Genomic DNA, 14,510 nt, shown 5'->3' on the forward strand with positions numbered 1-14,510 from the left:
GCCCTTTTAACAAATTGTTTTGGGGAGGCAGCATTGTGAGTAAAGCAACAGTCGGTGTGATCATGGGAAGCAGCTCGGACTGGGAAACGATGAAAAATGCGTGTGATGTTCTGGAGAACATGGAGATCCCGTATGAGAAAAAAGTGATTTCGGCTCACCGTACGCCGGATCTGATGTTTCACTATGCGGAGACGGCAAGGGAGCGCGGCCTGAAAGTGATTATCGCCGGCGCGGGCGGCGCGGCGCACCTGCCGGGAATGGTAGCGGCGAAGACCACCCTGCCCGTGATCGGCGTTCCGGTGCAGTCGAGAGCGCTGCACGGCATCGATTCGCTGCTGTCCATTGTACAGATGCCCGCAGGAATCCCCGTTGCTACAGTGGCGATCGGCGCAAGCGGAGCGACAAACGCCGGGCTTCTGGCCGCCCGCTTTCTGTCGGCGTTCGACGAATCGCTGAAAGAACGGCTGGACGGTTACCGTCAATCGCTGGAACAGAAAGTAAAGGAAAGTGATCTAAGTTGAAGCGGAAGATCATTTTGCCGGGACAGACCATCGGCATTCTCGGCGGCGGCCAGCTCGGGCGGATGATGGCGATTGCTGCCAAACAGATGGGCTACCGCATTGCTGTGCTCGATCCAACGGAGGACTGTCCGTGCGCTCAGGCCGCCGATACAGCGATTACGGCGCCATACGATGATCCGGAAGCCGCAAGAAAAATGGCGGAATGTGCGGATGTTGTGACCTATGAGTTTGAAAACGTCGCTGTCGGGACAGCCGATTATCTGCAGGAGCACAGCTATCTCCCGCAGGGCTGGCATTTGCTTGAGATCACGAAAGACAGGCTTAATGAAAAGGCGGCGATCGAAGCGGCCGGTCTTCCGCTGGTTCCTTATTGTCCCGTCAGGAATGAAAGCGAATTGAGATCGGCGATTGCCGAAATCGGCTTTCCTTCCGTACTGAAGACTACAGAAGGCGGCTATGACGGAAAGGGGCAGTATACGCTGCAGTCGGAGGACGATCTGAAGGAAGCGCTTCCGCACATCGGCCGCGTGCCGTTCGAACTTGAGAAATGGCTGCCTTTTGAAAAAGAAATTTCCGTAATCGTCGTGCGCAGCACGGCGGGGGAAACATCGGTTTTTCCCGTTGCTGAAAATATACACCGCCATCATATTCTGCATCACACGATTGTGCCGGCGAGAATACCGGGTGCACTCCGCGAAGAAGCCGCCGGCTATGCGCTGCGTCTTGCGGAGACGCTCCATCTCGTCGGCACGCTTGCCGTTGAAATGTTTGTCGGCAAAGACGGCACGGTCTATGTCAATGAAACCGCGCCGCGTCCGCACAATTCCGGCCATTTTTCAATCAATGCCTGCGAGACGTCGCAGTTCGAGCAGCATATTCGGGCGATCTGCGGCCTGCCGCTCGGCCGTCCGGATCTTCTGAAACCGGTGATCATGGTTAATATACTCGGCGAGCATCTGCAGCCGGTACTGGACAACCTTTCACTTTTATCGGATGCGCATTTGCATCTGTACGGCAAGAGTGAGGCGAGAGAAGGCCGGAAAATGGGGCATCTGACGATCCTGGGCGACTCCGTACAGGAAGCCGTAGATAAAGCAGAGAGATTAGGGATATGGAAAATTGAACAGGAAGCGGGTTTAAATTCATGATTGATCGTTACACGCGTCCGGAGATGGGCGCTATCTGGACGGAAGAGAACAAATACAAGGCCTGGCTTGAAGTCGAGCTTCTTGCTTGCGAAGGCTGGTCTGAACTGGGGGAAATTCCGAAGGAGGACGTTAAGAAACTGAGGAGAAACGCAACCTTTACGGTGGAACGCATCCATGAAATTGAACAGATGACGCGCCACGATGTGGTTGCCTTTACCCGCACGGTTTCGGAGTCGCTCGGCGATGAAAAGAAGTGGGTGCACTATGGGCTGACGTCAACGGATGTCGTCGACACGGCACAGTCCTATCTGCTTCGGCAGTGCAATGCTCTTTTACTGAAGGATATTGAACATTTTATCGCTGTCATCCGCGAAAAAGCGAAAAAGTACAAAAACACCGTGATGATGGGCCGGACCCACGGCGTCCATGCCGAACCGACGACATTCGGCCTGGTTATGGCCCTCTGGTACGAAGAGATGAAACGCAATCTTGCTCGGTTCAGGGAAGCCGCCGACGACATCCGCGTCGGCAAGCTTTCGGGAGCGGTCGGCACCTATGCGAATATTGATCCGTCTGTCGAAAAATACGTCTGCGAGCATCTCGGATTAAAGGCTTCGCCGATTTCGACCCAGGTGCTGCAGCGGGACCGGCATGCACATTATATGGCGACGTTGGCTCTGATCGCGACATCGATTGAAAAGTTTGCCGTCGAGATCCGCGGCCTCCAGCGTTCGGAAATCCGCGAGGTCGAGGAAGGTTTTGCAAAAGGCCAGAAAGGTTCGTCATCGATGCCCCATAAGCGCAATCCGATCGGTTCCGAGAACATGTGCGGCATGGCGCGTGTCATCCGCGGCTATATGATGACAGCCTATGAAAATATACCGCTCTGGCATGAACGCGATATCTCGCATTCGTCGGCGGAACGGATCATTCTTCCCGATGCGACAATCTCTCTCGATTATATGCTGCACCGCTTCTCCGGCATTCTTGAGAATCTGACCGTCTTCCCGGAAAATATGCGCCGCAACATGAAACGGACATTCGGCCTCCCGTTTTCTCAGCATGTGCTGCTGGCACTGATTGAAAAGGGCATGAGCCGGGAGCAGGCGTATGATATTGTTCAGCCGAACGCCATGAAGTCATGGGAAACCGAAACACCTTTCAAAAAGCTGATCGAGCAGGATGAGCGCATCACGGATAAGCTGTCCCAGGATGAAATTGACGCCTGCTTCGATGAAACATATCATCTGAAAAACGTTAATCTCATTTTTGAACGTCTCGGTTTGAATGACTGAAACGGGCGTTTATTGACATAAAAGACAGGTTCGGCGAGCCGCTGAAAATCTGATCAGACAAAGGGGAAAAATGATGAGCCAGTTACTGTATGAAGGCAAGGCAAAGAAAATGTTCACGACAGACGATCCGAATGTTCTGCGCGTTGAGTACAAAAATGATGCGACTGCGTTCAACGGCAAGAAGAAAGCCGTTTTTCCCGGCAAGGGGCGGCTAAACAACGCGATCTGCACGCGAATTTTTCATGTGCTGCAGGCACACAATCTCCCGACCCATTTTATTGAAAAAATTTCCGAGACCGAGCAGCTCGTCAAAGCGGTCGATATTATTCCGATCGAAGTGGTTATCCGCAATATCGTTGCCGGCAGCCTGGCAAAACGCCTCGGCCTTGATGAAGGAACGGATCTCGGACGGACGATTATTGAATTTTACTACAAGAGCGATGAGCTGGGCGATCCGATGATCAACGACGACCACGCGCTGGCCGTGAAAATTGCAACGGAGGCGGAATTGACGGAAATTCGCCGCCAGGCGCTCAACGTCAACAAAGTGCTGCAGGCTCTCTTTGCCGAAGCGGGTATTCTGCTGGTCGATTTTAAGCTGGAATTCGGCAAACTGAAGACAGACGGCGGGATTGTTCTTGCCGATGAGATTTCGCCGGATACGTGCCGCCTCTGGGACAAGGAAACTCATGAAAAACTCGACAAGGACGTTTTCCGCCGCAACATTGCCGATCTGCCCGAAACCTATGAAAAACTGCTGAGCCGCCTGGAGGCCGTGCAATGAAAAAGGTGAAGGTGTTTATTACTCTGAAAGAGAGCGTGCTGGATCCTCAGGGCCAGGCCGTGATGCAGTCGCTCCATAATATGGACTATCGCAATGTGAAGGACGTCCGGATCGGCAAATATATCGAACTTGAAATAGAAGACGCGGCGGATCCGGCGGAACAGGTCGATGCGATCTGCAGCAGGCTGCTGGCCAACACAGTGATTGAAAATTATCGTTATGAAATTGAGGAGGAGGAACACCTGTGAAAACCGCGGTCATTGTTTTCCCCGGATCGAACTGTGATCAGGACATGTACTACGCGATCAAGGACGGCCTCGGCGAAGAGGCGGAATACGTCTGGCACGCGGAAACCTCGCTTGACGGCTTCGATGCGGTGATGATTCCAGGGGGCTTTTCGTACGGAGATTACCTCCGTTCCGGCGCGATTGCCCGCTTTGCCGGTATCATGCCTGCTGTCGTCAGGGCAGCCGGGGAGGGCAAGCCGGTGCTCGGCGTGTGCAACGGTTTCCAGATTCTGCTTGAGGCCGGCCTGCTGCCGGGCGCGATGCTGAAAAACAAGCATCTTAAGTTCATCTGCGAGACAGTGAATCTTAGGATGGAAAATAACCGTACGCTTTTTACTTCATTATATAAGGAAGGCGAAATCATCCGCATTCCGATCGCGCACGGTGAAGGCAACTACTATTGTGATGACGAAACGCTTCGGGAACTGAGGGATCAACAGCGGATCGTTTTCACCTATGCGGGCGAAAATCCGAACGGTTCGCGGGCGGCTATTGCCGGTATCGTCAACCGGAACGGCAACGTGCTCGGCATGATGCCCCATCCCGAGCGGGCGGCGGACGTTCTGCTCGGCAGCGACGACGGGCTTCGGCTTTTTCAGTCAATCTTGAACTACTGGAGGGAATCCGCACATGCCGCTTACACATCTTGAACCGTCACCGGAACAGATTGAACGGGAGAAAATCTACAGAACAATGGGATTGACAGAGGACGAATACCGGGAAGTTGCGCGACTTCTCGGCCGAAAACCGAACTATACGGAAACCGGCCTTTTCTCCGTCATGTGGTCCGAGCATTGCAGCTATAAAACATCAAAACCGCTGCTCAAACTTTTTCCGACGAGCGGAAGCCGCGTACTTCAGGGGCCGGGTGAAGGCGCGGGAATCATTGATATCGGCGACAGCCAGGCTGTCGTGTTCAAGATTGAAAGCCATAACCATCCGTCGGCGATTGAGCCTTATCAGGGTGCGGCTACCGGAGTCGGCGGAATCATCCGCGATGTGTTCTCCATGGGCGCTCGTCCGGTTGCCCTGCTCGATTCGCTCCGCTTCGGCGATCTGAGCGATCCGCACGTCCGCTATCTGTTTGAAGAGGTCGTCAGCGGGATCGCCGGCTACGGCAACTGCATCGGCATTCCGACGGTCGGCGGTGAACTGCAGTTTGACAATTGTTACAATGGCAACCCGCTCGTCAATGCGATGTGCGTCGGGATCATGAATCATGAGGATATCCAGGTCGGCCAGGCGCGCGGAATCGGCAATACGGTGATGTACGTCGGCGCGAGCACGGGCCGCGACGGAATCAACGGCGCGACATTCGCTTCCGAAGAGATTACGGAAAAATCGGATGAGAAACGCTCGGCGGTTCAGGTCGGCGATCCGTTCATGGAAAAACTGCTGGTTGAAGCGTGCCTCGAACTGACCAGGCATGAAGCGCTCGTCGGCATTCAGGACATGGGCGCGGCGGGGCTCGTTTCCTCCGCCAGCGAAATGGCTGCGAAAGCGGGAGTCGGCATCCATATGAATCTCGATCTGATCCCGCAGCGCGAAACGGACATGACCCCCTATGAAATGATGCTGTCCGAGTCTCAGGAACGGATGCTGATCGTTATCAAAAGAGGCAGCGAGACAGAAATCCAAAAGATTTTCGAACGCTGGGGCCTTCATGCGGTTGCCGTCGGGGAAGTCATTGAAAAAGAAGTGCTTCGTCTCGAACATAAGGGCAGAATCGTTGCCGAGGTGCCGTCGGACGCACTTGCCTCCGCTCCGGTGCGCCACATGCCGTCTGCGGTGCCGGCTGAATATACAGCCAATCAATCGGTACCGAACTGGGTACCCGATATCCAGGACTTTGCCGCAACGATTAAAAAGCTGCTTGCACAGCCGACGCTGGCTTCGAAGGAATGGGTCACCCGTCAGTACGACTATATGGTGCAGACGAATACGGTCGTTGCCCCCGGTTCCGATGCCGCTGTTATCCGCATCAGAGGTACGAAAAAAGGGCTTGCGATGACGACGGACTGCAACGCAAAGTATCTGGCGCTGGATCCAAGGGAAGGCGGGAAGATCGCCGTTGCCGAAGCGGCGCGCAATATTGTCTGTTCGGGCGCTCTTCCGCTCGGCATCACCGACTGCCTGAACTTCGGCAGTCCCGAAAAGCCGGAAGTGTTCTGGGAAATGGAGGAGTCGGTCAAAGGCATGGCGGAAGCGTGCGCAGCGCTGGAGACTCCGGTCATCAGCGGCAATGTTTCTCTCTATAACGAGACGGACCGTGAAGCGATTGATCCGACACCGGTGGTCGGTATGGTCGGCCTTGTTGAGGATCTGGCCCGCGTCATGACTGCTTCTTTTAAACACGAAGGCGATGCAGTTTATGTCATCGGCACGGCGGCGCCTGAATTCGGCGCCGGCGCGCTGCAGATGCTGATCGAGGGCAAAGCAAGCGGCAGGGCGCCGATGCTTGATCTGTCCCTTGAAAAGAAGCGGCAGTCCCAGCTCCTGAAAGCGATCAAAGCGGGCTATCTATCTTCCGCCCATGATATTTCCGAAGGCGGCCTGGCAGCGGCGGTTGCCGAATCCGTTTTCGGGACACCGTTCGGCGTGGACCTGCATTTTGACACTGACCCGGCTGCGGAGCTTTTCTCTGAAACGCAGTCCCGCTTTGTTGTGTCTGTCCCTGAGACGTCCATGAAGGCCTTTGAGGCCGCAGTGGATGACGCCGCGTTTGCCGGGAAGGTTACCCGCGATGAACAGATCCATATTAGCTTTGCATCTGAAAAGGTCTCTTTGAACCGGCCCGAACTTGAAAAAGAATGGAGAGGAGTCCTGTCATGCATGATGTCGGCAGAGAATTAAACGAAGAATGTGCAGTATTCGGAATCTGGGGACATGTCAATGCGGCGAGACTGACTTATTACGGACTTCACAGCATGCAGCACCGCGGCCAGGAGGGGGCGGGTATCGCCGTATCAGACGGAAAGCGCATCTACGATCATAAAGGACTCGGACTTGTGAACGATGTTTTTGATCATGAAAAACTTGAACAATTAAACAAAGGGCATGCGGCAATCGGCCACGTCCGCTACTCGACTCAGGGCGGAAACAGCTATGCCAACGTCCAGCCGCTTGTGTTCCGCTCCCAGAAGGATACGTTGTCGATTGCCCATAACGGCAACCTTGTTAATGCCCATAAGCTGAAAGGCGAGCTGGAGGAGCGCGGGAGCATTTTTCAGACGACGTCCGATACGGAAGTGATCGCTCATTTGATCAAAAGGGACTTTTCCGATAATTTCATTGAAAGTGTCAAGCATGCGCTTTCCGTTATAAAGGGAGCCTATGCGCTGACCATGCTGACCGAACATCAGCTGATCGCGGCGCTTGATCCGAATGGCCTGCGGCCGCTCTCTCTCGGACGGCTTGGCGAGGCCTGGGTCGTTGCCTCAGAAACCTGTGCATTCGATCTGATCGGAGCGACCTTTGTACGCGACATTCATCCCGGAGAAATTTTGATAATCGACGGTGACGGCCTGCATTCGGAATTCTATACGAATCACTCGACTCCGGCGATCTGCAGCATGGAATATATCTATTTTTCAAGGCCGGACAGCAACATTCAGGGAATCAACGTCCATGCCGCCCGTAAAAATCTCGGCCGGCTGCTGGCGCAGGAAGCTCCAGTTGAGGCCGATGTGGTCACCGGGGTCCCCGATTCAAGCATTTCGGCGGCAATCGGTTATGCGGAAGCAACGGGAATTCCTTATGAACTCGGCATGATCAAGAACCGCTATGTCGGCCGGACGTTTATTCAGCCTTCACAGGAACTACGCGAACAAGGCGTTAAAATGAAACTTTCTCCCGTACGTGCGATTATTGAAGGCAAGCGTGTCGTGATGGTCGATGATTCGATTGTCCGCGGCACGACCAGCAGGCGGATCGTCGGTATGCTGCGGGACGCCGGCGCGACGGAAGTTCACGTGCGGATCAGCTCACCGCCGATTACCCATCCCTGTTTTTACGGGATCGATACATCGACCTCATCCGAACTGATCGCCGCCACACACTCAGTGGAAGAAATCCGGGAAGAAATCGGTGCCGATTCGCTCATTTTTCTGAGCGTCGACGGCCTGATGAAGGCGATCGGCCGCGATCCTGCACTGAAAAACTGCGGCCAGTGCCTGGCCTGCTTTACCGGAAAATATCCGACTGAAATTTATCCGGGTACCGTTCTGCCGCATGAAAAAGAAATGCTTGTCTGAAGGAAGGAAGATAAAAAAATGGCCGATGCGTATAAAAATGCCGGTGTGAACATTGAGGCCGGCTATGAAACGGTGGACCGAATCAGGAAACATGTGCAGCGGACGTTTCGTCCCGAAGTGGTCGGCGCTCTGGGCGGTTTCGGCGGCGCGATCGATCTGTCGAAGATGAATCTTAAGGAACCGGTGCTTGTATCCGGAACAGACGGTGTCGGAACAAAACTGATGGTTGCTTCCGCCACCGGCCGTCATGATACGGTGGGTACGGATGCGGTGGCGATGTGTGTCAATGATATCATCACACAGGGTGCCGAACCGCTCTACTTCCTCGATTATCTGGCCTGCGGATCGCTGGAGCCCGCAAAAGCCGAAGCGATCGTTAAAGGGATCGCCGATGGCTGCGAAGCGGCCGGCTGTGCCCTGATCGGCGGCGAAACGGCGGAGATGCCGGGCATGTATCGGGGAGACGATTACGACATTGCCGGTTTTGCTGTCGGCGTGGTTGAAAAAGCGAAACGGATCACCGGGGAAAACATCAGACCCGGAGACCGGCTGATCGGCCTCGCATCAAACGGTCTTCACAGCAACGGCTTTTCTCTTGTCCGGAGAGTCATCGCCGATGCGTCCCTGAAATTCAGCGATGCGTATAGACCCGATCCGCGCCGGACGATCGCCGATGAACTGCTCAGGCCGACACGGATTTATGTCAAGCCGATTCTCAGCCTGCTGCAGGAAATCACGATCGGCGGGCTGGCCAATATTACGGGCGGCGGCTTTTATGAAAACGTGCCGAGAATGTTTCCGGAAGGCCTCGGCGCCGAAATCGACACGGCCATCTGGCCGGTCCCGGCTGTTTTCCGCTGGCTGAAAGAGCTGGGCGGACTGACGGCACAGGACATGTACCGCACATTTAATATGGGCATCGGCATGGTGATGGCGGTGGCTCCGGCAGACGAAGGCTTCGCGGTCGACCGGCTGAGAGAGCTGGGCGAAACGCCTTATGTGATCGGACAGGTGACCGAAAGACAGGGATTGGCGCTGGTGAATCTGGATGAAGCATAAAATAGCGATTTTTGCCTCGGGTCACGGAACCAATTTTCAGGCAATCGCCGAGGCTGTCCGGCGCGGCGAAATAGCGGCCGTTATCGAGCTGATGATCTGCGATCAGCCGGGTGCCCATGTTATTGACCTGGCGAGAGAAGCCGGTGTCAGAACACGAGTGATTGTACGCAAAGATTATCCGAGCAAGCGCGCCTTTGAGGAAGAAATTAAAGAAACCTGTCAGGCGTGCGGCATTGAGTACATTTTTCTCGCGGGGTATATGCGCATCCTCGGCAAGACATTGCTTGGAGCCTATCCGCACCGGATCGTGAATCTGCATCCCGCGCTGCTCCCGTCCTTCACCGGGCTCGACGCGATCGGCCAGGCTCTGCGAAAGGGAGTCAAGATTACGGGTGTGACGGTGCATTATGTTGACGAGGGGATGGACACCGGACCGATCATTGCCCAGGCTGCCGTTCCGGTTGAAGACGGAGATACGATCGACTCTTTAACAGAACGCGTGCATGCGGCAGAACATGTCCTTTATCCGAAAACAATTGCGAAAATACTTGGAAACTGAGGAAGGGAAGAGTCAAAGTGGCAAAGCGTGCTTTAGTCAGTGTTTCAGATAAGACCGGACTGATTGATTTTGTAAAAAAATTGGTGGATGCAGGTGTTGAAATCATTTCAACGGGCGGAACAAAAAAAGCGATTGAAAATGCAGGCCTTCCAGTGGCCTCGGTCAGCGACGTGACCGGTTTTCCCGAGATCCTCGACGGGCGTGTGAAGACGCTGCATCCGGCTATTCACGGCGGGCTGCTTGCTGTTCGCAGCAAAAAGGCACATATGGATGCCATCGCCGAGCACGGCATTCAGCCGATCGATTTTGTGATCGTTAATCTTTATCCTTTCAAGGAGACCATTTCCAGGCCCGATGCTGCTTATAGTGAGGCCGTTGAAAATATCGATATCGGCGGGCCGAGCATGCTCCGCTCAGCGGCGAAAAACCATGAAAGCGTGACCGTCGTCTGCGATCCTGCCGACTATGATCTGGTGGCGGAGAGTCTGGATGAAAACGGCGAGGTTCCCTTCGAACTGAAACAAAAACTCGCGGCCAAGGTTTTCCGGCATACGGCTGCCTACGACGCCCTGATTGCCGACTACTTCACCAAACAGACGGGCGAAGTTTTCCCGGAAAAACTGACAATCACTTATGAGAAGAAGCAGGCGCTGCGTTACGGCGAAAATCCGCATCAGCGGGCGGCCTTCTACCGTGAACCGATTGAAAATGAATCGACCATTGCCGCGGCCGGGCAGCTTCACGGCAAGGAACTGTCATACAACAATATCCGCGATGCGGATGCCGCGCTCGGTATTGTCAAGGAATTCCGGCAGCCGGCAGCTGTCGCGGTCAAACATATGAATCCGTGCGGCATTGGCATCGGCGAAACGGTCAACGAAGCCTACGACAGAGCTTACGAAACCGATCCCGTCTCGATTTTCGGAGGAATTATCGCACTGAATCGCCCGGTCGACAAGGCGCTGGCCGAGAAACTGCACAGCATTTTTCTGGAAATCGTCATTGCTCCCTCTTATTCGGAAGAAGCGCTTGCCATTCTGGAAAAGAAAAAGAATATTCGGCTGCTGCAGGTTAAACTGACGGATGACAGCCAGGAATTTACACAGTACACGTCGGTGCGCGGCGGGATGCTCGTTCAGGATCTCGATACCAAGGGTTATGAAGACGTCAGGGAAAATCTGAAGGTTGCCACGGAGCGTAAACCGACCGATGATGAACTGAAGAGTCTGGCCTTCGCCTGGACCATTGTCAAACACGTCAAATCCAACGCAATTGCACTTGTCAGAGACGGCCTGATGGTCGGTATGGGCGGCGGACAGACGAACCGTGTCGGGGCGGCGAAAATCGCCCTTGAGGAAGCGGGAGAAAAGACAAAAGGGGCGGTACTGGCGTCGGATGCCTTTTTCCCGATGGGCGATACAGTCGAAGAAGCGGCCAAAGCCGGAATTACAGCGATTATCCAGCCGGGCGGATCGATCCGTGACCAAGAATCGATAGATATGGCGAATAAATTCAACATTGCCATGGTTTTCACGGGCATGCGCCACTTTAAACACTGATCCGCTCTTATCTTCCGCACTTTCGAAAGGAGCCGAAACATGAATGTCCTGATTATCGGCAGCGGCGGCCGCGAACATGCAATGGCATGGAAAGCCGCACAAAGCCCGAAAGTAGATAAGCTTTTGGCGGCACCGGGGAGCGACGGAATAGCGGCCGTCGCCGAATGCGTGCCGATTGATGTCATGGATTTTGAGCAACTTGCCGCCTTTGCCAAAGCACATCGTATCGACTTGACGCTTGTCGGTCCCGAGCAGCCGCTTGTCGGCGGGATCGTCGATTTTTTTGAGAAAGAAGGTCTGAAAATTTTCGGGCCGTCCGCGGCGGCGGCTCAGATTGAGGGAAGCAAGTCCTTTGCCAAGGCGCTGATGGAAAAGTATAATATCCCGACGGCGCATTATCGGACGTTTACGGATTATCAGGCCGCCGGCAATTATCTGCACGAAGTCGGCGCCCCGATCGTTCTGAAGGCCGACGGACTGGCCGCCGGAAAGGGAGTCGTTGTTGCGCCGACGATGGAAGCGGCCGGACAGGGCCTGAAAACATTGATGAAAGATAAAAAATTTGCCGGGGCAGGTGCCCGTGTCGTCATTGAGGAGTATCTGGAGGGCGAAGAATTCTCCTTGATGGCGCTCGTGCACGGCGGGCTGGTCGTTCCGCTCGCGATTGCCCAGGATCATAAGCGGGCCTTTGAAGAAGATAAAGGACCGAATACCGGCGGGATGGGCGCCTATTCGCCGGTTCTGCAGATTGCGCAGACGGTTGTCGCCGAGGCTGTGCGCACCATTGTCGAGCCGGCCGCAGCGGGGCTTGTTCAAGAAGGGCGCCCATTCACGGGTGTGCTTTATGCCGGGCTGATGCTGACTGAAAAAGGCCCGAAAGTGATCGAGTTCAACTGCAGATTCGGCGATCCGGAAACACAGGTTGTTCTGCCGCGCCTGGAATCGGATCTTATTGCGGCCATTCAGGATGTGATGAAAGGAATCCGGCCGCAGCTGCGGTGGACGGACAGGACCGCTGTCGGCACAGTGCTTGCCTCAAGGGGTTATCCCGGTTCATACAAAAAAGGCGAAAAACTCGGCCGCCTTGACGCTCTTTCTGAAAATGCCCTGCTCTTTCATGCAGGAACGAGAAAGTCCGGCACTGACTGGCTGACTAACGGAGGACGGGTACTGCTTGTGACAAGGCTCGGCGACAGCCTCCGCGCTGCCCGCGACGCCGTGAACCGCGATCTGGAAAACATTCAGACAGATGCCGTCTTCTTTCGGAAAGATATCGGCCACCGCGCTTTGGAAGCGGAGGCAAAGAAGGCATAAGACCGCCGTCCGCTGTCAGACTGTAACCCTTTGCAGCGGCAACATGCCGCCCAATAACCAACTGCCGGAGAACCCCGGCAGTTTTTAATAGCACCTTAAAAGAACTCAATACCCATGCGGCTGCTAAGGGCAGCCTGTAAAAAGGCATCAACTGCTTATCTGCGCTACTGATTTTGGATCAATATATTCATACGTTTGCGTAACCGCCCCGCCGCTTCTTGTGTAAAATACGTGGCGGCAGTTTCTTTATCGCGTCCAGCGGTACTCATAGATGAGTCAAGCGCATTAGGAAAACTGCAGAGATAGATTGAAGCGACATGTCATACAGGGCACCGCCAAATGGGCTATATGGGCGGGGCTTTTTGTATGGTCGCGGTCACCTCTCAAGGCCACAGGGCCCGGAGCGGCCTGCCGCTTTTGTTCAAAATATTATCCTTAGGTTTTCATATAACGGGTATCCCCTCAACTCATGTATCCAGTCGGGCCGCGGCGCGAGAACGCCAGCGCTTCTTCCGAAAACCGATCGGTTTGCACAGGCGGCAGTCTATTTTTTTGAATGTTCCTGCGGACGACGGGTTATTCCGTTGAAAAAGAGAGATATCCTGCACAGACAGGCGTTACATAGCGGCAACACCCGGCCTTTTTCTTCGGCCCGCCGCATATTCCGGTGAATCGCGGCTAAAATCGCCGGTAACGGCCAAAGAATCGACAGTAAACAAACTGGAATCGATAAGTAAGAATAATCAGAACAAAGAGATCGTCCCTGATTGATGGATCAAACGCGGCCGGAATTTGATCAGCCATTACCGCAGCTTTATCGATCGTCATCCCCGTTTTAACGATCATGAGCAGCAATTTATCGACCGCTGCGGGAGTTTATTGATTGATCGCGGACACGCTTCCGTCTTTCGAAAGATTGACGGCCTCGGGAAAGATCGATCATTAATTGACGACCCAGCAGGAAAATGGGCTAAAGAGATACTCATATTTCAAGTTATATTTGAAAGAAGCATCTTGACAATGTGACCGGTTGGTCATATACTATTCTCACGATGCGACCATCCGGTCATAATAAAAATTATTTTTTTTACAATCAATATGACCACTCGGTCGTTACAGGAGGATAAAAGTCATGCCAAAAGCAACCTTTTATAATTTAAGTGATGAAAAGAAAGACCGAATATTCGATGCCGCCATGCAGGAGTTCTCAGCCCGGAGTTTCGGCGAGGCATCGCTTAATCAGATTATCAAGAATGCAGGTATCCCTAAGGGCAGTTTCTATCAATATTTTGATAATAAGGAAGATATCTATCTCTATATGATAGAAGTCATTTCGAAAGAAAAGTCTGAAATACTAAGCCAGGTAAAAGGAATGGATCCGGATGCAGACGTTTTTGAAGTGATTATGTATTCGACCAGAGAAGCCCTTGAACAAGGAAGCGAGAAACCGGGGTATGTCGAGCTGGGGATGCGGATGGAACTGGATAATAGTGAAATTACGATGAAAATCCGTGAATCATCCACTGATAAATTTGTAAAAATGGTTGAGCGTGATAAGAAGCGCGGTCTTATCAAACCGGATGTTGATTCTGAACTGGTGATTAATATGATTTCCACATTTAGTTTAAATGAGTATTACAGGAACAGATCAGACAAGGAAAAGTATTTAAAGAATCTCGGCGATGCGATCAAAGTTATCAAGGAAGGCATTGCACTGTCTAAGGATTGACA

Annotated in this window: 13 protein-coding genes; all 13 read left to right on the plus strand. The window is 53.6% G+C overall.

Annotated features, from left to right (window positions below; translation table 11 throughout):
* The first annotated feature begins 62 nt into the window (after nt 1–62).
* The 13 genes from purE to Q6A92_RS03435 all read left to right on the plus strand — a co-directional run bounded on the left by purE (nt 63) and on the right by Q6A92_RS03435 (nt 14,508).
* Entirely contained in the window at nt 63–521 is a 459-nt protein-coding gene (purE, locus tag Q6A92_RS03375; RefSeq protein ID WP_332237064.1) for a 5-(carboxyamino)imidazole ribonucleotide mutase, read from the plus strand.
* A complete protein-coding gene (purK, locus tag Q6A92_RS03380) occupies nt 518–1,669 on the plus strand; it encodes a 5-(carboxyamino)imidazole ribonucleotide synthase (protein ID WP_274400986.1) in 1,152 nt (383 codons plus the stop codon). The genes purE and purK overlap by 4 nt, the downstream gene beginning before the upstream one ends.
* A complete protein-coding gene (gene purB / locus Q6A92_RS03385; RefSeq protein WP_332237027.1) occupies nt 1,666–2,964 on the plus strand; it encodes an adenylosuccinate lyase in 1,299 nt (432 codons plus the stop codon). Before purK ends, purB begins: the two co-directional genes overlap by 4 nt.
* Before the next feature lie 73 nt (nt 2,965–3,037).
* The gene (gene purC, locus Q6A92_RS03390) at nt 3,038–3,748 is read left to right on the plus strand and encodes a phosphoribosylaminoimidazolesuccinocarboxamide synthase (RefSeq protein ID WP_274400988.1); all 711 of its coding nucleotides are present in this window, start codon (nt 3,038–3,040) and stop codon (nt 3,746–3,748) included.
* Nucleotides 3,745–3,996 carry a phosphoribosylformylglycinamidine synthase subunit PurS gene (gene purS, locus Q6A92_RS03395; protein WP_274400990.1) on the plus strand — a complete coding sequence of 84 codons (252 nt, stop codon included), beginning with the start codon at nt 3,745–3,747 and terminating at the stop codon, nt 3,994–3,996. The genes purC and purS overlap by 4 nt, the downstream gene beginning before the upstream one ends.
* Nucleotides 3,993–4,685, plus strand: coding sequence for a phosphoribosylformylglycinamidine synthase subunit PurQ (gene purQ, locus Q6A92_RS03400; protein ID WP_332237029.1), 693 nt, complete (start codon nt 3,993–3,995; stop codon nt 4,683–4,685). Before purS ends, purQ begins: the two co-directional genes overlap by 4 nt.
* A complete protein-coding gene (gene purL, locus Q6A92_RS03405; RefSeq protein WP_332237031.1) occupies nt 4,666–6,888 on the plus strand; it encodes a phosphoribosylformylglycinamidine synthase subunit PurL in 2,223 nt (740 codons plus the stop codon). Before purQ ends, purL begins: the two co-directional genes overlap by 20 nt.
* The gene (gene purF / locus Q6A92_RS03410; protein ID WP_274400994.1) at nt 6,864–8,288 is read left to right on the plus strand and encodes an amidophosphoribosyltransferase; all 1,425 of its coding nucleotides are present in this window, start codon (nt 6,864–6,866) and stop codon (nt 8,286–8,288) included. Before purL ends, purF begins: the two co-directional genes overlap by 25 nt.
* An 18-nt stretch (nt 8,289–8,306) precedes the next feature.
* Nucleotides 8,307–9,347: a phosphoribosylformylglycinamidine cyclo-ligase gene (gene purM / locus Q6A92_RS03415; protein ID WP_274400995.1), complete on the plus strand. Its 1,041-nt coding sequence runs from the start codon at nt 8,307–8,309 to the stop codon at nt 9,345–9,347.
* Nucleotides 9,337–9,906: a phosphoribosylglycinamide formyltransferase gene (gene purN, locus Q6A92_RS03420; protein WP_332237032.1), complete on the plus strand. Its 570-nt coding sequence runs from the start codon at nt 9,337–9,339 to the stop codon at nt 9,904–9,906. The genes purM and purN overlap by 11 nt, the downstream gene beginning before the upstream one ends.
* 17 nt (nt 9,907–9,923) lie before the next feature.
* Nucleotides 9,924–11,465, plus strand: coding sequence for a bifunctional phosphoribosylaminoimidazolecarboxamide formyltransferase/IMP cyclohydrolase (gene purH, locus Q6A92_RS03425; RefSeq protein WP_274400998.1), 1,542 nt, complete (start codon nt 9,924–9,926; stop codon nt 11,463–11,465).
* A gap of 39 nt (nt 11,466–11,504) precedes the next feature.
* A complete protein-coding gene (purD, locus tag Q6A92_RS03430) occupies nt 11,505–12,779 on the plus strand; it encodes a phosphoribosylamine--glycine ligase (RefSeq protein ID WP_332237035.1) in 1,275 nt (424 codons plus the stop codon).
* A 1,132-nt stretch (nt 12,780–13,911) separates the two neighbouring features.
* Nucleotides 13,912–14,508: a TetR/AcrR family transcriptional regulator gene (locus Q6A92_RS03435; RefSeq protein ID WP_332237036.1), complete on the plus strand. Its 597-nt coding sequence runs from the start codon at nt 13,912–13,914 to the stop codon at nt 14,506–14,508.
* The last annotated feature ends 2 nt before the right edge of the window (nt 14,509–14,510 follow it).

The sequence above is a fragment of the Sporolactobacillus sp. KGMB 08714 genome, assembly GCF_036598985.1.
GTDB lineage: Bacteria > Bacillota > Bacilli > Bacillales > Sporolactobacillaceae > Sporolactobacillus.